A 22,884-nucleotide genomic window follows, 5' to 3' on the forward strand; every position below is an offset into this window, starting at 1 on the left:
ACACATCTGATTCACAGCGGCAACAGCCAAAACCAAGCTCCTTTTACACGTTTGTTCAACCCTGAAGGAGACTGGCGCATGAAAGATAACGCACCGAGCGAAACAACCTATCTGTTCGTCACGATCGGTTCACTGACTGAGCGAGGAGAGATTCATCGTAACGCCGCCGGCGTCGGTGATTTCATCGAGTACGAAAACGGTACGCGGGCACAAATCGTCACGGGCATTGAACTGCCCAACAGGCCAGCTTTCCGGCCACTTGCTGTCGTTGGGAGTCTGCTCGATAACGACGACGTGATTACCGATAGCCCCGATCGCGAGAACCATGCCGTGAGCTTCGTTCCGGTTCACGGATCTGACGACGCTTTAGCGCGACTTGCGGGAGCCTGACCCAATGGCGATTTTCTATAGCGTTGTTGAAGGGGACCCGCTCGACAGTGGAGAAAATAGCCACGTCATAGATGGACTCGCTAACTGCACGATTGAAGGTCCTGACGCACGCCACAGACGAATGACGTTTCTTGGACATATGGCGTGGTGCGACCGGTGCAAGAGTGCCGCTGAGATCGTTGCGGCTGCCGGATGTCGCGACAACCGCCGCATATTCGATGCCACCTTGGGTCGATACCAGGCATTAGGCGGCGATAAGGTGCTCTGCAAGTGCTCGTCGCCCCCGCGCATCACTCCGGTCTATGGCCGTAGCTGGATGGTCATTGACGATACGGGTGGCGTCGGCAACACGACTGTTGCGGATTCGTCCCGTGAATCGTTCCAGCAGCCGGGAAGTTTCGACGAACAGGTCTGGGCTGTTGCGACCGGTACGACCTTTGACGGCTATCCGTACTTCATCGAAACGGCGGACGGTCGCACGTTCAACGGACGTACTGAAGCGAACGGCAGATTGCCCCGTGTCGTCTCTGATTCAGCCGGCGAGTACACCGTTCATTGGGGCGATGAAGCCCTCGCACGACAAGCAGGAGTTTGAAGCATGCCCAATAAAAAAACCGTTGTTCGAACAAACTCAACGCCCGGTTCCATCAAGGAAGTGCAATTGAAGGTGCTTACCTTCCAGGAACTGTGGGACAACTATCCGACTGGTAACCCATACGATAACCCGGCATACACAAACCAGTGCGCCATTCGCATGAGCGTAACGTTCCACCAGGTAGGGATCGAAATGAAATCGTTTTCGCAAAAGCTGGTGAAGCCACTTTCCGGTGCGCCAACGATTGGACGAATCCTGCTTGATGGCAAGGCCACCGCAACGCGGGCCGACGAACTAGGCGAATGGCTAAACCTGCGCCCATTCGCCGGTCTGCCCAAAGCAGAGCATATTACCGGTGCAGATTGGGAGAGCAAGGTTAGAGGCCGAACGGGTATCATCCAGTTTTCCCGATACTGGTCCCGCGCAGGCGAGAGTGACGCCAATGCAAGCGGCGGACACATTGATCTATGGAACGGTTCGCGGTTAACGAACAATGGGGTGCTGGGAACCTTGGAAAACTTTTCGCGCTTTACCCTTCACGTCAACGATCCGTGGATTCCCGTCTATTCCGACCTCAGAAAATCAAAGTCAATTCTATTCTGGGAAATTAAGTGATAGGGTCGCTCGCCGCATTCCTAATTGGATGTCTAGTAGGTCTTTCGCTAGACCTGATTCCTCATGCGGTAGAGATCGCCATGCGCGTCGATATATGCCGAGAGTCATGTCCTGCGATGTTTCGGATAGGCTCGACACTTGTATATCTGGGAATGCCGCTTGCGTGGGGAACGCTATCGGTCTTTATCTTTCGTCAATCAACAGAGAAAGGCCGTTTGAAAAACGTAGCCTTGGCGCTAGTTGCATCGCTAGTGCTCATTTTGCTCATGACATGGGTTGCCTACGCGTATCAGGCAGGCACCCTGAAGTGATACGGGCACGACTTTCCAGAAGTTCGCTTGTTTCTGGCGCCCCTACGGACGGTCGAGCCCGGTAAATTCGAAGCAGATTCTGTTTTTGCCTTCTATCAGCAAGTTCAACGCCGGTTCGAGCCCGACACGACATCGATCCACACGGCGAGCACCAGAATGCTGCCCTTCACGATCATCTGCCAGTACGCGTCGACGTCGAGCATCGACATGCCGTTGTCGAGGCTCGCCATCACCAGCGCGCCGATCAACGCCCCGTAGACCGTGCCGGAGCCGCCGCGCATCGACGTTCCGCCGATAAAGCACGCCGCGATCGCATCCAGCTCGCCCATCGAACCCGCCGACGGCGAGCCGGCCGCGAGCCGCGCCGTGTTGACGATGCCGCCGAACGCGCACATCAACCCCATCAGCGCGAAGATCGCCAGCTTCACGCGGTTGGTGTTCACGCCGGATAACCGCGTCGCTTCGAGATTCGAACCCACGGCATAGATGCGGCGGCCGAATACGGTCTGCGTCGCGATCCACGTGAAGACGCCGAGCAATGCGAGCAGTAACAATACCGGCACCGGTATGCCGCCATAGCGATCCAGCGTGGCGACGAACGCCGCCAGAATCACGCCTGCGCCGACAACCTTCACGACGTCCTGCCAGACAGGCACGACCGTCAACTGATAGCGCTCGCGGTTGCGCCGTTGCCGCACGGTGATAAAGGTCAGCAGCAGAAACAGCACGACGGCGAGCGTATCGCCCGCAAGCCGCGGCAAATACCCCTGGCCGACGAAGACGAAATTATCGGAGACCGGTGCGATGGTCGAACCGCCGGTCACGCCGAGCAGAATGCCGCGATAAGCCAGCATGCCGCCCAGGCCGACGATGAACGACGGCACGCGCCGGTAGGTCGACCACCATCCGTTGAACATGCCCATGACTACGCCGAGCAGCATCACCACGGGCAGCGTGACGCCGATCGGCCAGTGACGGTTGACGTCGAGAATCGCCGCCACGCCGCCGAGCAGACCCAGCAACGACCCGACCGACAAATCGATCTCGCCGGCGATGATCACGAACACCATGCCGCACGCGAGCATGCCGGTAATCGACATCTGCCGCAGCAGATTCGACAGATTGCGGGGCGTGACGAACGCACCGTGCGTGAGAATCGAAAAGAACATCCAGATCGCGGCCACCGCGATCAGCAACGCGAGAATCTTGTAGCGCGCGAACAATTGCTGAATGCGCTGCGGACCGCCGAATGCGCCTCGCGGCGCGGCACTGTCGGCGCGTTGTGAAGTGACATCGGGAGTCATGCGGCACTCGCTTCGGTTGGTGCGGTTGGGTTTGGGGATCGCTGCACGGGACGGATTGCGGCGCTGAGAATGTCCTCCTGCGTGAGGCCCTCGTTGATGAAATCGCCGCGCAATTCACCTTCGCCGATCACCAGCACGCGATCGCTGATACCGAGCACTTCAGGCAATTCGGACGACACCATCACGATCGACACGCCGCGCTGTGCAAGCTGGAAGATCAGTTTATAAATTTCATATTTCGCGCCGACGTCGACGCCGCGAGTCGGTTCGTCGAGGATCAGCACCTTGGGGTCGGTGAGCAGCATGCGCGTCAACACGGCTTTCTGCTGATTGCCGCCCGACAGGCTCGCGATCGACAGCATCGGATGCGCGGCGCGCACCGAGAGCCGCTTCATCTCCGTATGAATCGTATCGAGTTCGGCGGCGGAATCGATACGGCCACCGCTCGCAAAGCGTTGCAACACCGCGAGCGTGATGTTGTGGCCGACGCTCAGATTCGGCACGATGCCATGCCGCTTGCGGTCCTCGGGCACCATGCCGATGCCCGCGCTAATCGCATCGATGGGTGCACGAATTTTCAACGGCTTACCCTCCATCACCACTGTCGCTTCGCTCGCCCCCGGATACGCGCCGAAAATCGCCTGCATCAACTCCGTGCGCCCAGCGCCGACCAGACCGGCGACGCCCAGAATCTCGCCGCGCCGCAGCGCAAACGACACGTCGTTCACGCGCTTGCGACGCGGATTGGTGACATCGAAACAGGTGACGTGGCGCGCTTCGAATATGACCTCACCGATCGGATGCGGCTCGCGCGGAAACAGATTCTTGATTTCGCGGCCCACCATCATCGCGATGATGCGCTCGGTCGTCAGCGCGCGCATCGGCTCAGTCGCGACATGCCGGCCGTCGCGAATCACGCTGATCGTGTCGCACACGGCTTCCACTTCGTCGAGCTTGTGCGAGATATACACGCAGGCCACGCCGCGCCGTTTCAGATCGCGCACGATGTCGAGCAGGATGCGTGTCTCCGATGCCGTCAGCGACGACGACGGTTCATCGAGAATCAGCAGCTTCGCGCGCTTGTTCAGTGCCTTGGCGATTTCGATCAGTTGCTGATGCCCGCCGCCGTAGTTCATCACCGGCTGCGCGACATTGATGCCGCCGATAGCGAGTTCACGCAGCAACTCATCGGCGCGCTGATACATCGCCGCATAATTCATCCGGCCGCCAGGCAGCGTGATTTCGTTGCCGAGGAAAATGTTCTCCGCTACCGACAATTCCGGCACCAGCATCAGCTCCTGGTGAATGATGATGATGCCGGCCCGCTCGGTATCGCGCACGCTGGCGGCCTTCAGCGGCTCGCCCTCCCAGATGATTTCGCCGTCCCAGGTGCCGTACGGGTACACGCCGGACAACACTTTCATCAGCGTCGATTTGCCCGCGCCGTTCTCGCCGCACAAGCCGATGCACTCGCCGGGCGCGACCGTCAGGTCGATGCCGTCGAGCGCCTTTACGCCGGAGAACGCTTTGACGATGCTGCGCATCGTCAGTAAAGGTTGCGTCATTCGCTATGCCTCGCTGCAAAGGCGCACGGCGGCACCGATGCGCGTCACGCGCATCGAGATCCGCCACGCACGCGTTACGCTCATTGGCTCGCGAGCTGAGCCTGGGTGTAGAAACCATCCTTGACGACGAGATCGACATTGCCCTTGGTCAGCAAGGTCGGTTGCAGCAATACCGTGTCGACCTTCTTCTTGCCGTTGTCGTATTGCGCGTTATAGGCCGGCTTTTCGCCCTTCGCAAGCGCGACCGAGAGCTTCGCGGCTTCGCCCGCGATCAGCTTCAGCGGCTTGTACACGGTCATCGTCTGCGTGCCGGCGATGACGCGCTTCACTGCCGCGAGGTCCGCGTCCTGGCCCGACACCGGCACTTTGCCCGCCATATGCTGCGCCGCCAGCGCCTGGATCGCGCCGCCCGCGGTGCCGTCGTTCGACGCGACGATCGCATCGATCTTGTTGTTGTTCGCCGTCAGCGCATCCTCGACGATACGCAACGCCGTCGACGCGCTCCACTCAGGCACCCACTGCTGGCCGACCACCTTAATGTCGCCCTTATCGATAGCGGGCTTCAACACTTTCAACTGCCCTTCGCGCAGCATCTTTGCGTTGTTGTCGGTCGGCGCGCCGCCGAGCAGGAAGTAGTTGCCCTTCGGTTGCGCGTTGTAAACACCCTGCGCCTGCAGTTCTCCCACTTTTTCGTTATCGAACGAGATATAGGCATCGACATCGGCATCCAGAATCAGCCGGTCATACGAGACGATCTTGATGCCCGCTTTCTTCGCTTCGGCGACGACGTTGCCGAGCGTCTTCGAATTGAACGGCACGATGACGATCACATCGACGCCGCGCGAAATCAGGTTTTCGATCTGCGAGATCTGCCGCGCCTCGCTGGCGTCGGCCGATTGCACCGACACTTTCGCGCCGAGCTTTTCCGCGGCCGAGACGAAGTAGTCACGATCGCGCGACCAGCGCTCGACGCGCAGATCGTCGATACAGAAGCCAATTTCCGGATGCTCCTTGCTTGCATGCGCGAGCGGCGCCACAAGCGACAGGCTGGCGAGCATCGCTCCACATATGAACGAACTCAGAACGGTACGGCGCGTTGCGAATTTCATGTCTCACTCCTCTTCTGATATAGCCGGAATACCGGATTGGACGGCCTGTGCTGCGAGCCACATGGCCGGACAAGCGACAACCCAAAGCTTCCTTTTGTTCGCGCGGTCAGCGTGGCCGCGCGATTTTTTTAATGTCTTACCCGCCGTCTTTGCGCGGCCTTCACTGCATGCGTGGTGCTTCAGCGCACGCCATAAATCGCCTGATTCACCACGTTTTCCAGCCGCTCCTGCTGGCCGCTTGCATGCTGCGGATTCAGGCCGCGGGACAGCGCATCCGCGGCCAGCGTCGACAGCGAATGGTCGCCCGACAGGATCTTGCGGCCGAACTCCGTGTCCCAGCCCGCATAGCGCTGACGCTTGAACTGTTCGAGACGATCGCTTTCGATCAGCGCTGCGGCACGCTCCACCGCGAGCGCCAGATTGTCGATCGCGCCGATATGGCCGTAAAACAGATCCTCGGCATCGGTGCTCTGCCGCCGCACTTTGGCATCGAAGTTCATGCCGCCAGTCGTAAAGCCGCCATGCTTGAGGATCTCGTGAAAAGCCAGCGTCAGTTCCTCGACGCTGTTCGGAAACTGATCGGTATCCCAGCCGTTCTGCGGATCGCCGCGATTCGCGTCGACACTGCCGAAAATGCCGAGCGCATACGCAGTGGCGATCTCGTGATGAAACGAGTGGCCGGCGAGCGTCGCGTGATTGGCTTCGATATTCACGCGGATGTCGTTCTGCAAGCCGTATTGCAGCAGAAAACCGTGCACGGTCGCCACGTCGTAGTCGTATTGATGCTTGGTCGGCTCCTGCGGTTTCGGTTCGATCAGCAAGGCGCCTTTGAAGCCGATCTTGTGCGTATGCTCGACCACCATATGCAGAAAACGGGCGAGCTGGTCGCGTTCGCGCACGAGGTCGGTATTGAGCAGCGTATCGTAACCTTCGCGGCCCCCCCACAGCACATAGTTTTCGCCGCCGAGCCGTTGCGTCGCATCGAGCGCGTGGCGAACCTGGGTCGCCGCAAACGCAAAAATCTCAGGATTTGGGCTGGTGGCCGCGCCCGCCGCATAACGCGGATGCGAAAACAGATTGGCCGTGCCCCACAGCAGTTTGATACCGGTGTCCTGCTGCTTGCGCGCCAGATAGTCGGTCATACGCGCGAAGTTCTCGCTGTATTCCTGCAGGCTCGCTCCTTCTGGCGCTACATCGGTATCGTGAAAGGTGTAGTAAGGCGTGCCGAGCTTCGTGAAGAATTCGAAGGCCGAATCGGCTTTTTGCTGGGCCCGCTCCATCGCGTCGCCGGCTTGCTGCCATGGACGCTGAAACGTTCCCTGTCCGAAGATGTCGACACCGGGCCAGACGAACGTGTGCCAATAGCAGACGGCGATACGCAGATGTTCTTCGAGCGTCTTGCCGAGTACACGCTTGTTCTTGTCGTAATGGCGATACGCAAACGGGTTATCCGATTGCGGACCTTCGTAGCGAACTGGGGGGATGTGTTCGAAGTAGGGCATCAGCGTCTCCTGTTTATGCTGCATTGCAACCCGTGCAACTCCATGCGCGGGTCGACAAGGTGACGCCATGCTGACGCTAGAGACATGTACCGGCAATTGCGAAATTGCGCAGCGGGCTTGATGTTTCTTACCGCCCATGCGTTTGGTCCACACCGACGCGATCTTCAGGGCCTAGAATAGCCAGACGCTTAAAAACCGTGCGGCGTTCACGCCCACCCAACAGGAGACGATGGCGCAGCGGTTCCTGACGACCCGCACGCCGCCACTGCCATGACCCGCCCTCAAACGCCACAGACGACCCATCGGATCGCGCTGCTGTTCAACGCGAACAAGGTGTATGACCGCGAGATCATCACGGGCATCGGCAATTACCTGCTGTCGACGCGCGTGGCCTGGGACCTGTTCCTCGAGGAAGATTTTCGTTGCCGGCTGGCGGGCATCGAACGTTTCGACGGCGACGGCATCATCGCGGATTTCGACGATCCCGCCGTGGGCGAAGCGCTGCGCGACTGTCCGCTGCCGGTCGTCGCGGTCGGTTCATCGTTCGAAGATCCGGCTCACTATCCTCCGGACTTACCCTATATCGCGACCGACAATGCGAAGCTCGTCTCGCTCGCTTATACGCATCTGATCGGCGTGGGCCTCGAACACTTCGCTTTGTATAGCCTGCCGCAGGCACAGGAGAACCGCTGGGCCCAGCAACGCGAATTGGCATTCGCTCATCTGCGCCGTGCGGACGGCCACAGCGCACAGCAAATCGACAGCGAAATCTATCGCGGCCTGTCGACCAGCGCGCCGTCATGGAATCAGGCGACCGAGCAACTCACCGCGTGGCTGCGCCAACTGCCGAAGCCGGTCGGCATCGTCGCAGTGACCGACGCACGCGCGCGGCATCTGCTGCAAGCGTGCCTGATCGCCGGCATTCCGGTGCCCGAGGAAGTGGCGATCATCGGCATCGACAACGATCCGCTCACGCGCACGCTGACCCGCATTCCGCTTTCTTCAGTGATTCAGGGCACCGAAGAAATGGGCCGCACCGCCGCTCACCTGCTGCATCGGATGCTGCGCGGCGCGCGCTTTCCGGGGCGCCGCATTCTCGTGCCGCCGGTCGGCATCAACGTGCTCGAATCGACCCAACACCAGCCGCTCGCGAGCCCGTATGTGATGCGTGCGCGGCACTTCATCCGCCAGTACGCATGCCAGGGGATTCGCACCGAACAGGTGGCCGATTACGTCGGCGTATCGCGCTCGTCGCTCGAAGAGTATTTCCGGCGCGAACTGCGGTGCACCGTGCATCAGGAGATCCTGCGCCACAAACTCGATGTCGCGAAGGCGCTGCTGGCCAAGCGCGACGCGTCGAGCGCGGAGGTCGCAATCCGTTGCGGCTTCACGTCGCTGCAATACATGTACGCGGTATTTCGCCGGGAACTGGGCTGTACGCCGCGCGAGTATCAGGAGCGCGCGAATTCGGCGGCGGCACCCGGCTGAACCGGCTTTTCTCTTTTATCTCGACCGACGATATGATCAGCATCGCACCAATTTCTTCCGAGCCGTGGGGCGTATTGCCCGGTGGCGATCCTGTCCGGCTCTTCACGCTGCGCAACACCCACGGCATGAAGGTCGCCATCAGCGACCTGGGCGCGACGCTGGTCTCGTGGCATGCCCCGGACCGCGCCGGACGGCTCGCCGATATCCTGCTCGGGCACGACACGCCAACCGAATATGTCGCCGCGACCACCTACATGGGCGGACTGATCGGCCGGTGGGCGAACCGTATTGCCGATGCGCGCTTCGCGCTCGACGGTATCGAATACACGCTGGATCGCAACGAAGGGAACAACCTGTTGCATGGCGGCACGCAGGGTTTTCATCGCGCGCTATGGGACGTCAGCGAAGACAACGGCTCGCTCGTGATGCAGCTCGAATCGCCGGAGGGCGATGCCGGTTTTCCGGGCAACGTAACGGTTCAGGTGCGCTATACGCTCGACGACGACGGCGCGTTGACGATCGCCTATGAAGCCGTCACCGATGCACCGACGCCGCTCAATTTGACAAGCCATCCTTACTTCAACCTGTCAGGTCGGCCGGGTTCCGACATTCGCGGCCACGTGTTGTCGATCGATGCCGACACGTTTTTTGAAGTCGATGCGGCACTGATTCCTTGCAAGCTCGCCGACGTAGCGGGCAACGCGTTCGACTTCCGGCAAAGCGCGCCGATCGGCGCGCGGCTGGACTGGCCGCACGCGCAGCTCGCGCGGGCGGGCGGCTTCGATCATTGTTACGTGCTGCGCGACACGGCGGATGCAACCGGCGTTGCATTGTCCGGCGCTTCGCTGGTGCGCCCGGTCGCCTGCGCATACGACCCCGGCAGCGGGCGCGAACTCACCGTCTCGACCGATCAGCGCGGCTTACAGTTCTATACGGGCAATTGGCTGCGTGACGATCCAGGGCGCGGCGGTATTGCCTATCAACCTCACGCCGGCCTTTGCCTTGAAGCAGGCGGGTTTCCGAATCAGGTCAACATGGCGGAACAGGAACAGGTCGTCGTGCGGGCCGGCAATGCGTATCGGCAGGTGACCCAGTATCGGATCAGCGTACGCAGCGGCGTTTGAGCTCGTTCCTCATGCTTTAGAGCGCGCGTCCTTACAATTCCGACTTGCTATTTCCTGCAAGACTGAATTACGTGAGCGGGGGTTTCTCCTGGATTTGCCGCTTCCTAGAATTTGTTCATCGGTCGCCGAACACGTGTTGTGCGGCGCTGGACAAAACAGTTCTCGGAGGGACGCATCATGAAATCGCTGATCAAAGCAGTGGCGCTGGCGGTCGTTATCGCAGCCCCAGTCGCTTCGTTCGCGCAATCGGATCAACCGGTCACGCGTGCGGAAGTCAAGGCTCAATTGCGCCAACTCGAGCAAGCAGGCTACAACCCTGCCGCGTCAACCGACGCCACCTACCCTGCGGACATTCAGGCCGCCGAAGCACGCGTTGCCGCGCAAAATGCCACGGCTCAAGCCGGCACCACCGGCTATGGACCTTCCGCGAGCGGCTCGTCGCAAACCGGCCGTAACGCCAATGTGGAGAATGCGTCGCCGCAAGAGCCTGTTATGGGCGGTCAGTAAGACTCTCCCGTCGCGCAGTTCGATGCGAGCCATGCTTCATGGCATGCGCTCGCATGCGCTTCGCCATCCCGTCCCCTGTCCATCGATACCGTGTTGTCGCGTCGCTCCGTCCGGCGGCACGACGTCATTGCAGCACCCGCAGCCATTGCGGTGCGAACTGACGAAATCGCATCGCTTCTGCCTTAGTCCCCGTTCTCTTTTCGCGAGCCAGTGTTGCATGCGATGGACCGTTCGGTAAGCGGTCAAATGCCTGCAATGCGTCTGCCTGTCCGCACATCGCAAGTTCTCTTGCTAGCGCGGGGCGGTTGGGCGTGGGGCACCGACGGCATTGGCTATAACGTGCAGGCGGTCAAGAAAGCGCTCGGCGGCGATGCGCCTGTCGATAGCTGGTCGCTGCTGTTCGACACGGCTAATCTGTCGAAGGTCAAATGCTGTGGCGTGTCGTTCCTCGACTCGGCCGCCGATGTTTTCCCGGCAGTCCTTCAGTACATGCACAAGGACCCGAACAGCGCCAATCCTGGTGACTATCAGGCCGCTTACGAAGTGTTGAAGAAAGTCCGGCCGTATATCACGCAGTTCAATTCATCCGGCTACATCAACGATCGTAAGCGCCCGGCCAAGGCACCCGTGATTCAGGCGCTACCTTCCCAGAGCACCAACGCGGTGGTCGGCGAGGCGATATACGCCTGCGTCAGCGAGTTGCCGCCGCTGCCCGCGATATTAGTAAGCGAACCGCCGGTCGACAAATTGAAACTATGGTGCTGGGTGCCAGCGCTAATGTTAGTAAACACCGCCGGAGAGAAGTCTGGAAGATCGGCTGAGATCCCTTCTACGATCCACTCCGCTCGGGTGCCGACTGAGGTGATGCCGGGCCGCGCAGTAATGCCGACACTGGTGGCTTGCTGGGTCCTGTAGTTCATCATCGAGACGAAGCCTTGACCCGGCTCGGGTGCACAAACGAGGAAGGACACCAGGTCGCCCGGCTGAATCGCGAAATTGGTGACCTGCACCGCCGGGTCTTTGTACTGGCTTGTGTACCACTCTGTCCATGCCCAGTAGTTCACGCTGTTGCCGGTGATCGTGGCTGCCGTGCCCGCCTGCAATAGCTCGTATGACGTCGGGTCGGAGCCGTCCAGACCGACCCAGAAGCCAACCGTCAAAGGAGTAGAAGGGTCGCCGGGAACGGGAAAGATCTCCGGCACGACCCATTCTGCGAACACCGTATTAGCTGGCTCGTAGGGGGAAAAGCCTTGCGACGCCGTTGACACTACAATGCCACCCCAGCCGGACGGGCTGAAGTCCGACTTCGGGTCGCGTCGACGATCGCGTCGGCTCATGATCGGGTCTATCGCAAGTTCAGCCTTGACCATGTGCAGCTGTGGTGCACGGGTAAAAGCCCGCTGCCAGAGCCGCATCAACTGCGGTTCCGTCTTCGCGTCCGGCCGGCGCGGGAATCCATGCCGTCGAAGTTGCCTGGCATCCGAAAGTTGCGGATCAAATTCGGCTGGCGGCGATTCATAGGTCTGAAACCGGCTCAGTACATCTTCGGATGAGGGATGGTCCATGAATAGGTTCCTCCAATTCAGGGCTACCGGTCCAGGGTTAGTCGAACCGGTAGAAGATTGTGGGTGGAAACGCGACTCGCCGACTTCCGTCGGTCCCGCCGAACAGACGCTCTTTCAGAGCGACCTCTTTTCAGCGCCGAACGTTTGCGTAGCTAGTGTTTATGTATAGTCCGGCAGTGCCTGTCGGAAAGGGCGCGGCGCATTGGGTCCGTTCTCTAAGACGGCTTAGTCGACCCGCGTTTTCAATCCCTCGGGCGAAATTGCTGACGGACTACGATGTGGGTTCACAAAAACCTGCCGCCGTAGTGAGCCGCGCTCGTAGCAGGGACGGCATTCCGCTCTGCCCCTGTCTGACACAATCCACCGCTGAAGCATTGCAATGCTGCATGTCATGCGGTAATCCGTCGGACAGTCGGCCGATAGAGGAAGATGGGAGCCGGTGACGAGCGATGTGGCTCGGTATCTGTAGGTTCGGTTTGTCTGTTGCCGCCTCTTTCGTCTGGCGGTGCCCGAGTAACGTCACCCTAACCCCGTTTCCACATCCCGCTCATCGAACCGGACATGCAGATCGCCCGCATCCGGCTGTCGGACAGGACATCACGCCTTCGTACACGGCAAGTTACAGCCAGGGACCCGTTAAGCGAACGAGACCGAAGTGCCCGTAGAGATGCTGGGATGGATAGCTCCCGCCTCTGCGACGCCTAAGCTTGTACTTGTTGCGTAACCACCGACGCAACCGCGTAGCGGTGTAGCTGTCGAGCGCCCGATACGCACGTCTGTCCACGGTTTGATAAGGAATGTGCCGGTCGCCAGCAGGTTTCTCAGGAATTGAGCCGTATTGCCACTCAGCGCCGTTTCGCTCCGGCCAACCCGAAATTTGAACGCCCGTAGGTCAGCAACGTTGCTAGCCGGGTCCGGCCCTACGTTGGTGTTGCTCGGGAGCGGTCCGTCATTAGGACCCGATAGCCGCCGTCGCAGCCGGGAAAGCCGAAACTGACGCTGTCGCGACAAACGACAACCCGTTTTGGCAGCGCATATTTCGCCTACAGTCGCCACCACCCGACCAGGATTCAATACGCACTCGAACCCGGAAACCCGCGCCAATGCGCGGTCTAGCACGTGACATGCAGGATCGCATTGGTCTGGTCAGGGTGCTCCTTGAGTTTGGCGATAGCTTCCGCTGTCGGCAGGATAACCAATTCGACTTGCCGACGCTGCGCCTCGTGCTTCACCTCTTCCATCACCGGTAACGCCCCGGTGCCGGTGCCAATCACGAGCCGGCGGCACTTCCAGGGTATGTCCTCCTGCGCGGACAGCGGTGTGTGCCCGAAGGCCTCGCGGAACGGCTTGGAGGGTTTCTTCGTGCGTTTGCGAATCTGCCCGTGGTCGATCACCACGTCATGCTGATAGGTGACCCCGTCAATGCGGATGGAACCAAACGAAAATGCTTCGAAGCGCATACCCACCTCCGCCGGTTTCGTGCTGGCAGCGACTCCCTCAGTCAAGGCCCATCGGATTGATGTCCGACACGAATAATTATAGGTTGGAACCATTTGTCGGCAAACGCGCGAGCCGACTGAGGCGACCGACGACATCGACGATTCGGAGGTGATGTCACGAGTGCCATTGAGAAGGCCGGTTGGGGTCGGGATTCGCGAACTACCGGTATCGACCCACTTCGGCCCGTCAACCCGGCGAGACCTCGGCGGCGGCTTCCAAGGTACAACAGCCGTTCGTCGATTCGCAAAAGCAAGCGGGTGTTCGGCCGTTGCGGACATTCGCCAGGATTCGAAGACGTTTTGTCCTTTCTGTAAACCGCTATCATCGAAGTTCGTCCGAAAGGAGAACAACCAATGAGCCGACCAGATTTCATCAAACACTGGACTGAACTGGAAGAACCGGATGCACGTTCCTATCGCGGCGATACCGAGCCAATGGCGCTAGACGCGCCGCTTTCCGCCGCACTCGGCATTACGCGTATTGGCATTCATCATGTGAGGCTTCTGCCCGGCCGGAGGACGTCATATCCGCATGCCGAAAGTACCGAGCAGGAGTTTGTGTACGTGCTCGAAGGCAAGCCCGACGTATGGATCGACGGCGTGCTTCATCCCATTGCTGAAGGCGATTCCGTCGCGTTTCCGGCAGGCACTGGAATATGCCATACCTTCATCAACAATACGAAGAACGAAGTCAGGCTGATGGTGATCGGTGAACGTCCGCGCGACGATAATCGTATTCGTTACCCCCTCAACGAGGCGTACGAACTTACCCGCGTGGACCGCTGGGTGGGCTGGCCGGCTAGACCGCTCGGGGACCATAACGGGATGCCGGACTGAGGTTTACGCGAACGGCCGCTAAGGGCCGATTGCGGCTAGTCGCGATCCACCACCTGTTTCGCCGATGTTTTGGGATTCGAGCTTTCGCGCATTTCGAACTCTACAGCCAGGCTATTATCGACAGTCAATGCCAACTGTCTCGATGGCGTGAGCGTTAGGATGCTGCCCTCAAAGCCAGTTGACGGCGCGTGTTTCTGAAAGGAGATTGCGATGGCTGAGTTCGTAACATGCTTGTGGTTCGATCAAGGTAGAGCGCGCGAGGCGGCGGAGTTTTACGCCGCCACCTTTCCCGACAGCCGTGTCGATGCAGGCCATGTATCCCCTATACCGGGCATTGGGCAGGGTCCGGAGCTGACGGTCGAGTTCACCGTGCTCGGCCGGCGCTTCGTAGGATTGAACGGCGGGCCCAATTTCAAGGCGAATGAGGCGGTAAGTTTCATGGTCCAGACGGATAGCCAGGAAGAGACCGACCGATATTGGAACGCCATTATCGGCAATGGCGGAGAGGAAGCGCCTTGCGGCTGGTGCAAGGACCGCTGGGGCTTTTCGTGGCAGATCACGCCCAAGCGGCTGCTCGAACTCGTCAACGAGCCCGATCGTGATGCCGCAAGGCGTGCGATGGACGCGATGATGAAAATGAAGAAGATCGATATAACCGCGATAGAGCACGCAGCGGCAGCAGCTGATTAACACGCAGACGCGGCGGTTCGGCCAGTCAATCGATGTCGCTGGCCACGAAGCCTTGACGATGCTGCCTACTGCGTCAGCGATCAAATGATCGCAGCGCCCGGAGACGCGACGCCGCGCAGCATACGCGCCTTTGCAAATTCCGCTGCCGCGCAGTCGGTAATGCTTAGCCAGCGTCGAAAAGGACACCGATCGGCCATCTACGGGCGTTGGCCCACGCTTTCACATGGACCTTCGAACGTCGGCTCCGCCCCAATCAACGGACATTCGTGCACGGATTACGGCAGTCGCGTCATCGGCCATTGCCGACGTTCATGTGTCGGCCGCGGTAGGTCGGCTGGACGCTACGTTGCGGACGTTCGGCTGACCAGCGGCGCCAGCGCTTTTCGTCGCGCGCTTTGATCTTGCGGATTGTGACGGTCATCGGGTCGGCCTCGTCTTGTCGATATGTAAAGGGCGGCGAAGCATGCCGCTTCGCAATGTATCGCAACCTATCGTCTGGTGTATGGCGATGCCCCGAAGCACACGGCGGATCGCCTAAACTATAGAATCAACGAACACGGCCATTCCCGCGTCGCTACCCCGCCATGGCGCACATCTTCTTCGCTGCTTCGATTCAGCGGCATATCGCAACGCCCGAGCGCGAGATCGACGCGCGCACGTTCGGCGAAGCGCTAGAGGCCGTCTTCGCCGCGCAACCTCGACTGCGCGGCTACATCCTTGACGATCAGGGCTCGCTGCGGCGGCATCTCGCCGTGTTTGTCGACGGCCGGCCGGTGCGCGACCGACAACATCTGTCCGATGCGCTCGGCGAGGAAAGCCGGGTTTACGTCGTACAGGCACTGTCGGGCGGATAAGGGGGTTCCATCGGTATTTGAGCTTTGCATTGGATCGGAGTAAGTGCTCTGCATGGGGCCGGAGTAAGTGCTGAAGCACTAACTCCAGCCGACAGCTGAAGCGCCAACTTTGGTCGACAGGAGACACTCGACATGAGCGATCGATTGCTTGTCGCAACTCGCAAGGGACTGTTCGTTCTGCAAGCCGATGACGAGAGCGGCTGGACGCTCGGTGAGCCGTATTTCGTCGGCGAGCCGGTGAGCATGGTGCTGCCTGATCCGCGTGACGGATCGCTGTATGCCGCGCTCAATCTCGGCCACTTCGGCGTGAAGCTGCATCGCCGGCGCGCGGGCATCGCGGATTGGGAAGAGTGCGCGGTCCCCGTCTACCCGCCGCAGCCTGCCGACGAGACGCGTGCCGGTGACGGCATGAACGCGAGCACGAGCACGAACGCGAGTGCAAACACCAGCGCGGACAATGCGAGCGCCGCCGCGCCCAGCCCGCCGCCTCCTCCCTGGACGCTTCAGCAAGTCTGGTCGCTCGAAACCGGCGGCCCGGACGAGCCGGGCGTCTTGTGGGCCGGCACGATTCCCGGCGGGCTCTTCCGTTCCGACGATGGCGGCGACACATGGGTGCTCAACCGTGCGCTGTGGGATCGCCCGGAGCGCCGCGAATGGTTCGGAGGCGGCTACGACGCGCCGGGCATCCATTCCGTGATGGTCGATCCGCGCGACAGCCGGCACGTGACGATCGGCGTGTCGTGCGGCGGCGTCTGGCAAACCGCCGACGGCGGCGCGACCTGGCGCGTGAATGCCGAGGGCATGGAGGCCGACTACATGCCGCCGGAGCGGCGCGGCGATGCCAACGTGCAAGACCCGCACCGCGTCGTGCAATGCGCGGCAAACCCGGATGTGCTGTGGACGCAGCATCACTGCGCGATCTTCCGCTCGACCGATGGCGCGGCGCACTGGCAGCGGATCGAAGCGCAGCCATCGAGCTTCGGCTTCGCGGTTGCCGTGCATCCGCGCGAGCCGGACACCGCGTGGTTCGTGCCGGCCGTGAAAGACCAGTGCCGGATCCCGGTGGACGGCCAGTTCGTCGTCACGCGCACACGCGACGGCGGCCGCACGTTCGAGCGTTTCTCGAACGGGTTGCCGCCTGCAAGGGCGTATGACCTCGTGTATCGGCACGGGCTCGCTGTAGATGACTCCGGCACGCGCCTGGCGATGGGGTCGACCACTGGCGCGCTATGGACGTCCGACGACGGCGGCGAAAGCTGGCATTTGATTTCAGCGCATTTGCCGCCTGTTTATTGTGTTCGGTTTGGATGAGGGCGCGAGGCGGGCTAGTGGGACATGAAACGCCTACGTTCCCATTCATTCGCCGGACATAGCCTGAATGCGTTCATCGGCGTGATGGATCGATACTTCGCGCCATACGCGCCGGCGAACCCCTTTGTGCAACTCGGCTTGTCACAATGTCGAAGAATGACGGGACGCAGATTCGACGATGTACGCCAGGACAGACCGCGCGGGGGGAAATCGCCCCGTCTCACGTCGCCCCCTACGCAATCACGCCACGCGTGAAACCAGAGGTCAAACGTCCCGTTGCTTTCAGAGGCGTATCGCCGGAATCCGAGTCTATCCGCGACGCAGGGGCGCCGGTGGGGGCCTCGCCTGGCCCGCGCTGCTGCGCAAACTCGATCGGGCCGATCCAGGCTATCGCACATAACCCTGCTGTTAGCGGCGGTGTAAAAGCGCCACTAAACGCCGGCGCAAGGTTAAGTAAAAGCATCAACAACAGTTGTTGGGTGATGGTCGTCAGAATGGATCGTCGATGTGGCGAAGGTGAGGATTGTTCGCGGCTACTGAGGAGCGAAAGTCCGGAAAGCACCTTGTAGCCGCCCCACGCACGCCGATACATGAACGTCGGCAACGGCCGAGCACCCGTCGCCGAACTAGCTAAGAGAACGGCCGCTGTGCTCAGCAAGCTGTCGTTCGGCCAGGGGATGCCTGATTGACGATAGTGGATCGGCTTGCGTCTCTCGGGAATGCGGAATCGGACAAGTTCAGGTTTCGGTGAATGAGTTATATCGCACCGAGCAACGCCTTGACGCAAGGGACGAGGCTTTCATCGTCCCTCGCATCGCAAACCGGAGCCGAGTGGCATCTTTTCTGTCGCAAGAATGGCAGTTTCAACGTGTGCCACTTCGGCCCGAGACCTAAGTCGAAACTCCACTCGGCTTCAGGTATCGTTCACCTACGGAATCTGAGAAAGATTTCGCTTCGCCTCCAGTAGTTGAATCAGCAATTGATCGCGCTGGCGAAGCATTTCTGGAAAATCGTACGACTGCAGTTCCGTATCGACGCCTTTCGCAATTGACTCGATGTAGTCGTCTGTCTCGGGATACGTGCCCAGGTCTCTGGCCCACTCGCGCTGGGCCGAGCCCAGATGCTGCAGCACATGCGTGATGCCACCGGAGCCTCCAGAAGCGTGAAGGTTGAGAAACGGACCGAGCAGCGCCCAGCGCAGGCCCGGGCCGTAGGAGATCGCCGCGTCGATGTCCTCCACAGAGGCGACCCCGCGCTGTACCAGACTAATGGCTTCTTGCCATATCGCCACCTGCAGACGGTTGGCGATATGACCTTTGACTTCTTTGTTGATCCTGATGACCTTCTTGCCCGTTGACGAATAGAACGCCATCGTTCTCACTATGTTTTCGGGCCATGTGAGGCTGCCGCCACCGACCTCTACCAACGGGATGATGTGGGACGGATTGAATGGATGACCAAGGACAATTCGTTCCGGATGCTTCGCGCCTGCCTGAATCTCGCTGATTGCCAGCCCCGACGACGACGACGCGATGATCGCGTCTGCCCTTGCCGCAGATTCGATGCTCGCGATTAACGAGTGTTTGACATCCAGCCGCTCGGGGCCGCTTTCCTGAATGAAGTCCGCATTGCGTACCGCCACGCCCACATCAGTCGTGAAAGTCAGGTTTTCTCGCGAGGCGCCATTCGCCAGCCCGAGTCTCTCAACTACAGGCCAACAGTTGTCGATCCAGTTGCGCAGGCGCGACTCGGCCCCGTCGGCGGGGTCCGTCGCCGTGACCGCGAAACCATGAGCCAGGAAGTGTGTCGCCCAGCCTGCGCCGATGACGCCGGTGCCGACGATGGCGATGTTGACGGCTCGCTTTGTCATGGTCTAACTCTCCAGGCAGGCAGCGTTGATTGATTCGCGCAACGGCCGCAGTCCGATGATCTCCCGTGCCTCAGCCGGCGTGGCCGGCTCGTAACCCATCTCCCGTACCAGGCGAACGAGCCGCTCGACCAGTTGCACGTTGGTGGCCAACTCGCCCTGCTTGTAGTACAGGTTGTCTTCGAGCCCGACGCGCACGTGGCCCCCCAGTAACAGCGAGTTCATCGCGGCGGGCAGCTGCGCCGCGCCGATGGCGCTGACGTTGAAGACGGTGTTGCGGGGCAGGTGGTCGACCATTGTCTGCAACAGGCGAGGCGTGTAAGGCAAGGCGCCCTGGAAGGCATTGGCACCGATGACGATATTGATAAAGTGCGGGGCATCGTCGAGGCCCTCGTTGATGGCCCGCTGAACATCCTGAACGATGTCGGCAAGACCAAACACCTCCCATTCCGGCTTGATCCCGCGCTCGCTCATCATCTCGGCAATCTGCCGGATTCGCGAGGGCGGCGTCGCCACCAGAATCTCCTTGCCGTTGAAACTTGCGATCACGGTCTGTGCATCGAGCGTGCACATCTCGACGCCGTCACCCTGCATGCCTTTCAGGCGTTCTTCCCACTGGATTTCCCACAGGCCGTTGTCGAGTTCGCGAACCATGTCGCCGTTAATGCCGCCGCCGGTGGAGTTGTTCAGAATGATGTCGCACTTGTCGCGAATCAGCCGGTTGATGTGGCTATAGATTGCAGGATCACAGGTGGCCTCGTCGTCGGGACGCCGTGCATGCACTGCCACGACACTGGCACCGGCGTTGTAGCAGCGGTAGGTGTCGTCGGCGATCTCCTGCGGCTGTGTCGGCAGGTTCGGGTTCATTTTCTTGTTGGCCATGCCGCCCGTCGGGGCAACCGTCACGATGACTTTGGGCTTGCTCATGCTGGTCTTCTCCAGAGAAGAAATGGGTCTAAAGGACAGGATTGACTATGGCTGCTCGATCAGTGCGTGCTCGCGCCATCGCCCGGGCCCACGCGGATCGCGCTCTTTGGGAGGCCCAGCAGGATCGTCAGGCCGCCGCCAATGACAAGTGCGATCAAGCCCAGCAGACCCATCTGGATGCTGCCTGTCGCGCCCTTGATCCAGCCGATCAGCGTCGGGCTGACGAAGCCGCCAAGGATGCCCAGTGAGCTGATCACCGCGATACCGGCTGCGGCTGCGTCGCGGCCAAGGTAGGTCGGGGGAATCGACCAGAACAGCGAGCCGCCGCCAAAGATGAAGAACGAGGCAACACACAGCAGGGCCATCACCGGGACGACCGCGGTGCCAAGAAAGGAAGTCGAGGCCAGAGCCACCGCGCCGAGGACCAGGGTTCCCCCGACATGCCAGCGACGCTCCTTGAAACGGTCCGAACTGCGGCTGATGACGAGAACGCCAAGTGCACCGAAGAAATAGGGCACTGCCGTGTACCAGCCGATCGTCGCGATCGGGGCGATGCCGAGGCCTTTGATCATGGTCGGCAGCCAGAACGTGAGCGTGTAGACGGCGCAAGCGCAGCAGAAGTAGACGAAGGCAAGCACGTAGGTCTTCGGGTCCGCCAGCGCCGTGACGAGCCTGCCATGACGCCCAGCCTTCGCCTCGCCTCGGTGGTCGGCATTCAGGACCGACTGCACCAGCACTTTCTCGGCGTCGTTCAGCCAGGACGCGCGGGCCGGCCCGTTCGGAAGCATGCGATACAGCAGGAACCCCAGCAGAACGGTCGGCAAGCCTTCTACGAGGAAGAGCCACTGCCATCCATGCATGCCGCCAAGGCCCTCCATGCCGCTCATGATCGTTCCCGACAGTGGGCCGCCCAGAACGCCCGTGATCGGCATGCCGAACAGGAACAGGCCCGTCACACGGCCGCGCCGCTGGCTCGGGTACCAGTACGTCAGATACAGAATGATGCCAGGGAAGAAGCCTGCTTCGAATATGCCCAGCAGCAACCGGATGGCATAGAACTGCCACGGTGCCGTGACGAAGGCGGTCGCCGCGGACGTTAAGCCCCACAGCACCATGATCCTCAGGAAGGTTAGTCGCGCGCCTATCTTTTCGAGCAGCAGATTGCTAGGCACCTCGAACAACAGATAGGTGACGAAGAAGATGCCCGCACCGAGTCCATACACAGCGTCAGAGAAAGCAAGGTCTTGCTTCATCTGCAACTGCGCGTATCCGATATTGATTCGATCGAGGAATGCGAAGACATACGCGATCAAAACGAGCGGCATGACGCGCCAACTGATCTTACGAAAGACGGCGTCTTCGACTATGTGGTTGGTCGGGCTCTCGACGAGCGCAGCTGCGGCGGGCAGCGGACGAGCGGGAATCATGCGTGTCTCCTGGTCTTGTATGACACGCATTATTTCGAGCGACCGCTTCCACGACTGTCGATCGCGCGACAGTTGGAGTCAGCGTAAACACCAAGCAATGCGCGAACGCCGTCGGCAACGATTCGCGAAGAAAGATACGCGGCGCTAGCGTGCCAAGGCGTGAAGCCCAGGTAAATCCAGCACGACGATGCCGCCGTACTCGGTGCGCACGAGGCCGGCATTCTTGAAGCGGGTCATCGCCTTATTGCACGTTTGACGCGACACGACGGCCAGGTTGGCGAGTTCTTCCTGAGACATCGGCAGATGCTCCACGCCGCTCGGATTGGACAATGGTTGCACCATGCCCACCAGCGCCCGTGCGACAAGACTGTCGGTATCGAGCAATCCGTGCGCGGCGACGGCGCCCATGAACCAGTGCAGACGCTCGTTGACCTGAAACAGCAGAAATTCGTTGAACGACGGCTGATGCTCGCGAAGCCAATTGAACGTTGTGCGTGGAATCTGCGCGACGCGGCTGTCGCGCAACGCGATGAGATCGGACTCGCGCGGCGCGTTGCGAATCAGCGTGCCTTCTCCGAACCAACTGCCTACCGACTGCCCGCCTAAAGTCACCGTCTGTCCGTCGCGCGCGGTGATCGACCACTTGATGAGGCCCTCGAGCATGCCGAACCACATATGTTGTCGTTCGCCGTGGTGCCCGAGGGTCTGACCTGCGGCGACGGCGCGCTCCGACGCGTCAGCGCGCACGCGAGACTTCACGGGTTCGTCCAGCCTTTCGAACCACGGCGACCGTGCGAGTAGTTCATCGAGCGTAAGCGAAACAGTGACCATCCGCTTTTGTCTGGTCATTCCCTGCTCCCAGAGCCGCTCGCCCGGCGGTCAATGCAAACTGTCGCCGCAGTGACAGTGTTGCGGGTGCAATACACGCACAATGGTCGGACTGGAAACTGGAGCATAGGCCCGTGAGTAAAGAAACTGTCTATCGTGTCGACGTGCAATTCGGCGATTGCGACCCGGCCGGAATCGTCTTTTTTCCGAACTTCTCGCGCTGGATGGACGCCGCTTCGCACGATTATTTTATACAGTGCGGCCTGCCACCATGGCGAGATATGCAAACGCTACCCCATTGCATCGGTGCGCCGCTGCTAGAGGTCCACACTCGCTTTCACACCTCGGCGACCTACGGCGAAAGTCTGGAGGTGCATACCCGCATTGAGGAATGGCGAGGCAAAGTCTTTATCCAAAGCCATCGAGTCATCCGCAACGATACGCTGATTTGCGAGGGGCGCGCGACACGCGCGTTGTGTATCAAACAGGACGATGGACGGCTGAAGGCCGTCCCCTTGCCCGAGTTTATACGTGCCGCCTGCGACTGAGCGGCGAGCATGACCCAAGTC

At 60.5% G+C, this 22,884-nt stretch carries 21 protein-coding genes and 1 pseudogene; 12 read left to right on the forward strand and 10 right to left on the reverse strand.

The genetic code is table 11. From position 1 onward, the window contains the following. Positions 1-78 precede the first annotated feature (78 nt). From AC3WLT_RS07200 to AC3WLT_RS07210, 3 genes are read left to right on the forward strand one after another with little or no spacing between them, the layout of a single operon-like run. Positions 79-390, forward strand: coding sequence for a hypothetical protein (locus AC3WLT_RS07200; protein ID WP_492591209.1), 312 nt, complete (start codon positions 79-81; stop codon positions 388-390). Between the two features lie 4 nt (positions 391-394). Beyond that, a complete protein-coding gene (locus AC3WLT_RS07205) occupies positions 395-985 on the forward strand; it encodes a PAAR domain-containing protein (RefSeq protein ID WP_492591210.1) in 591 nt (196 codons plus the stop codon). 3 nt (positions 986-988) lie between these two features. After that, a complete protein-coding gene (locus AC3WLT_RS07210) occupies positions 989-1,600 on the forward strand; it encodes a type VI secretion system amidase effector protein Tae4 (protein ID WP_492591211.1) in 612 nt (203 codons plus the stop codon). Between the two features lie 415 nt (positions 1,601-2,015). On the opposite strand, the gene AC3WLT_RS07215 is transcribed toward AC3WLT_RS07210, so the two are convergent. The 4 genes from AC3WLT_RS07215 to xylA form a co-directional block, all read right to left on the reverse strand. Next, complete coding sequence (locus AC3WLT_RS07215) at positions 2,016-3,215, reverse strand: sugar ABC transporter permease (protein WP_492591212.1); 1,200 nt, start codon at positions 3,213-3,215, stop codon at positions 2,016-2,018. Then, the gene (gene xylG, locus AC3WLT_RS07220; protein ID WP_492591213.1) at positions 3,212-4,780 is read right to left on the reverse strand and encodes a D-xylose ABC transporter ATP-binding protein; all 1,569 of its coding nucleotides are present in this window, start codon (positions 4,778-4,780) and stop codon (positions 3,212-3,214) included. The genes AC3WLT_RS07215 and xylG overlap by 4 nt, the downstream gene beginning before the upstream one ends. Positions 4,781-4,860: 80 nt before the next feature. After that, complete coding sequence (xylF, locus tag AC3WLT_RS07225) at positions 4,861-5,889, reverse strand: D-xylose ABC transporter substrate-binding protein (RefSeq protein WP_492591214.1); 1,029 nt, start codon at positions 5,887-5,889, stop codon at positions 4,861-4,863. Positions 5,890-6,068: 179 nt separating this feature from the next. Continuing rightward, a complete protein-coding gene (xylA, locus tag AC3WLT_RS07230) occupies positions 6,069-7,391 on the reverse strand; it encodes a xylose isomerase (protein WP_492591215.1) in 1,323 nt (440 codons plus the stop codon). A gap of 270 nt (positions 7,392-7,661) precedes the next feature. Here xylA and AC3WLT_RS07235 point away from each other — a divergent pair, with 270 nt between their 5' ends. From AC3WLT_RS07235 to AC3WLT_RS07250, 4 genes and pseudogenes are all read left to right on the forward strand, one after another. Continuing rightward, on the forward strand, positions 7,662-8,879 hold the full coding sequence (locus tag AC3WLT_RS07235) for a XylR family transcriptional regulator (RefSeq protein WP_492591216.1): 1,218 nt from the start codon (positions 7,662-7,664) through the stop codon (positions 8,877-8,879). Between the two features lie 32 nt (positions 8,880-8,911). Then, entirely contained in the window at positions 8,912-10,003 is a 1,092-nt protein-coding gene (locus AC3WLT_RS07240; RefSeq protein ID WP_492591217.1) for an aldose epimerase family protein, read from the forward strand. Positions 10,004-10,180: 177 nt separating this feature from the next. After that, positions 10,181-10,510, forward strand: coding sequence for a DUF4148 domain-containing protein (locus AC3WLT_RS07245; RefSeq protein WP_492591218.1), 330 nt, complete (start codon positions 10,181-10,183; stop codon positions 10,508-10,510). Positions 10,511-10,816: 306 nt separating this feature from the next. Next, a pseudogene (locus tag AC3WLT_RS07250) lies at positions 10,817-11,113 on the forward strand (polyamine ABC transporter substrate-binding protein); the annotation flags it as partial. A 29-nt stretch (positions 11,114-11,142) separates the two neighbouring features. Here AC3WLT_RS07250 and AC3WLT_RS07255 read toward each other — a convergent pair. Both AC3WLT_RS07255 and AC3WLT_RS07260 read right to left on the reverse strand, forming a co-directional pair. Next, positions 11,143-12,075, reverse strand: coding sequence for an A4/G1 family peptidase (locus AC3WLT_RS07255; protein ID WP_492591219.1), 933 nt, complete (start codon positions 12,073-12,075; stop codon positions 11,143-11,145). 1,112 nt (positions 12,076-13,187) lie between these two features. After that, positions 13,188-13,535 (reverse strand): MTH938/NDUFAF3 family protein, encoded by a 348-nt coding sequence (locus tag AC3WLT_RS07260; RefSeq protein WP_492591220.1) that lies wholly within the window; start codon positions 13,533-13,535, stop codon positions 13,188-13,190. A gap of 393 nt (positions 13,536-13,928) precedes the next feature. Between AC3WLT_RS07260 and AC3WLT_RS07265 the strand changes: the two genes are divergently transcribed. The 4 genes from AC3WLT_RS07265 (at position 13,929) to AC3WLT_RS07280 (ending at position 17,266) form a co-directional block, all read left to right on the forward strand. Beyond that, the gene (locus AC3WLT_RS07265; protein ID WP_492591221.1) at positions 13,929-14,411 is read left to right on the forward strand and encodes a cupin domain-containing protein; all 483 of its coding nucleotides are present in this window, start codon (positions 13,929-13,931) and stop codon (positions 14,409-14,411) included. A 210-nt stretch (positions 14,412-14,621) separates the two neighbouring features. Continuing rightward, positions 14,622-15,101: a VOC family protein gene (locus AC3WLT_RS07270; RefSeq protein ID WP_492591222.1), complete on the forward strand. Its 480-nt coding sequence runs from the start codon at positions 14,622-14,624 to the stop codon at positions 15,099-15,101. A gap of 584 nt (positions 15,102-15,685) precedes the next feature. Further along, complete coding sequence (locus AC3WLT_RS07275) at positions 15,686-15,955, forward strand: MoaD/ThiS family protein (protein WP_492591223.1); 270 nt, start codon at positions 15,686-15,688, stop codon at positions 15,953-15,955. Between the two features lie 132 nt (positions 15,956-16,087). After that, entirely contained in the window at positions 16,088-17,266 is a 1,179-nt protein-coding gene (locus AC3WLT_RS07280; protein ID WP_492591224.1) for a WD40/YVTN/BNR-like repeat-containing protein, read from the forward strand. A gap of 928 nt (positions 17,267-18,194) precedes the next feature. On the opposite strand, the gene AC3WLT_RS07285 is transcribed toward AC3WLT_RS07280, so the two are convergent. From AC3WLT_RS07285 to AC3WLT_RS07300, 4 genes are all read right to left on the reverse strand, one after another. After that, on the reverse strand, positions 18,195-19,136 hold the full coding sequence (locus AC3WLT_RS07285; RefSeq protein ID WP_492591225.1) for a 3-hydroxyacyl-CoA dehydrogenase NAD-binding domain-containing protein: 942 nt from the start codon (positions 19,134-19,136) through the stop codon (positions 18,195-18,197). Positions 19,137-19,139: 3 nt separating this feature from the next. Further along, a complete protein-coding gene (locus AC3WLT_RS07290) occupies positions 19,140-20,060 on the reverse strand; it encodes a beta-keto acid cleavage family enzyme (RefSeq protein ID WP_492591226.1) in 921 nt (306 codons plus the stop codon). Between the two features lie 59 nt (positions 20,061-20,119). Then, positions 20,120-21,385 carry an MFS transporter gene (locus AC3WLT_RS07295; RefSeq protein WP_492591227.1) on the reverse strand — a complete coding sequence of 422 codons (1,266 nt, stop codon included), beginning with the start codon at positions 21,383-21,385 and terminating at the stop codon, positions 20,120-20,122. 246 nt (positions 21,386-21,631) lie between these two features. Beyond that, a complete protein-coding gene (locus AC3WLT_RS07300) occupies positions 21,632-22,336 on the reverse strand; it encodes a Crp/Fnr family transcriptional regulator (protein ID WP_492591228.1) in 705 nt (234 codons plus the stop codon). A gap of 113 nt (positions 22,337-22,449) precedes the next feature. On the opposite strand from AC3WLT_RS07300, the gene AC3WLT_RS07305 reads away from it, so the two are divergent. After that, positions 22,450-22,863 (forward strand): acyl-CoA thioesterase, encoded by a 414-nt coding sequence (locus tag AC3WLT_RS07305; protein WP_492591229.1) that lies wholly within the window; start codon positions 22,450-22,452, stop codon positions 22,861-22,863. Positions 22,864-22,884 lie beyond the last annotated feature (21 nt).

The organism is Paraburkholderia sp. FW306-2-2C-D06C (assembly GCF_058781505.1).

Coding starts and splice junctions, on each gene's coding strand:
- AC3WLT_RS07255 (WP_492591219.1), bottom strand. CDS start 12,075: ATGGACCATCCCTCATCCGAAGATGTACTGAGCCGGTTTCAGACCTAT.
- AC3WLT_RS07270 (WP_492591222.1), top strand. CDS start 14,622: ATGGCTGAGTTCGTAACATGCTTGTGGTTCGATCAAGGTAGAGCGCGC.
- xylG (WP_492591213.1), bottom strand. CDS start 4,780: ATGACGCAACCTTTACTGACGATGCGCAGCATCGTCAAAGCGTTCTCC.
- xylA (WP_492591215.1), bottom strand. CDS start 7,391: ATGCCCTACTTCGAACACATCCCCCCAGTTCGCTACGAAGGTCCGCAA.
- AC3WLT_RS07235 (WP_492591216.1), top strand. CDS start 7,662: ATGACCCGCCCTCAAACGCCACAGACGACCCATCGGATCGCGCTGCTG.
- AC3WLT_RS07265 (WP_492591221.1), top strand. CDS start 13,929: ATGAGCCGACCAGATTTCATCAAACACTGGACTGAACTGGAAGAACCG.
- AC3WLT_RS07215 (WP_492591212.1), bottom strand. CDS start 3,215: ATGACTCCCGATGTCACTTCACAACGCGCCGACAGTGCCGCGCCGCGA.
- xylF (WP_492591214.1), bottom strand. CDS start 5,889: ATGAAATTCGCAACGCGCCGTACCGTTCTGAGTTCGTTCATATGTGGA.
- AC3WLT_RS07280 (WP_492591224.1), top strand. CDS start 16,088: ATGAGCGATCGATTGCTTGTCGCAACTCGCAAGGGACTGTTCGTTCTG.
- AC3WLT_RS07295 (WP_492591227.1), bottom strand. CDS start 21,385: ATGCCGCTCGTTTTGATCGCGTATGTCTTCGCATTCCTCGATCGAATC.
- AC3WLT_RS07260 (WP_492591220.1), bottom strand. CDS start 13,535: ATGCGCTTCGAAGCATTTTCGTTTGGTTCCATCCGCATTGACGGGGTC.
- AC3WLT_RS07300 (WP_492591228.1), bottom strand. CDS start 22,336: ATGACCAGACAAAAGCGGATGGTCACTGTTTCGCTTACGCTCGATGAA.
- AC3WLT_RS07275 (WP_492591223.1), top strand. CDS start 15,686: ATGGCGCACATCTTCTTCGCTGCTTCGATTCAGCGGCATATCGCAACG.
- AC3WLT_RS07240 (WP_492591217.1), top strand. CDS start 8,912: ATGATCAGCATCGCACCAATTTCTTCCGAGCCGTGGGGCGTATTGCCC.
- AC3WLT_RS07290 (WP_492591226.1), bottom strand. CDS start 20,060: ATGAGCAAGCCCAAAGTCATCGTGACGGTTGCCCCGACGGGCGGCATG.
- AC3WLT_RS07245 (WP_492591218.1), top strand. CDS start 10,181: ATGAAATCGCTGATCAAAGCAGTGGCGCTGGCGGTCGTTATCGCAGCC.
- AC3WLT_RS07210 (WP_492591211.1), top strand. CDS start 989: ATGCCCAATAAAAAAACCGTTGTTCGAACAAACTCAACGCCCGGTTCC.
- AC3WLT_RS07285 (WP_492591225.1), bottom strand. CDS start 19,136: ATGACAAAGCGAGCCGTCAACATCGCCATCGTCGGCACCGGCGTCATC.
- AC3WLT_RS07205 (WP_492591210.1), top strand. CDS start 395: ATGGCGATTTTCTATAGCGTTGTTGAAGGGGACCCGCTCGACAGTGGA.
- AC3WLT_RS07200 (WP_492591209.1), top strand. CDS start 79: ATGAAAGATAACGCACCGAGCGAAACAACCTATCTGTTCGTCACGATC.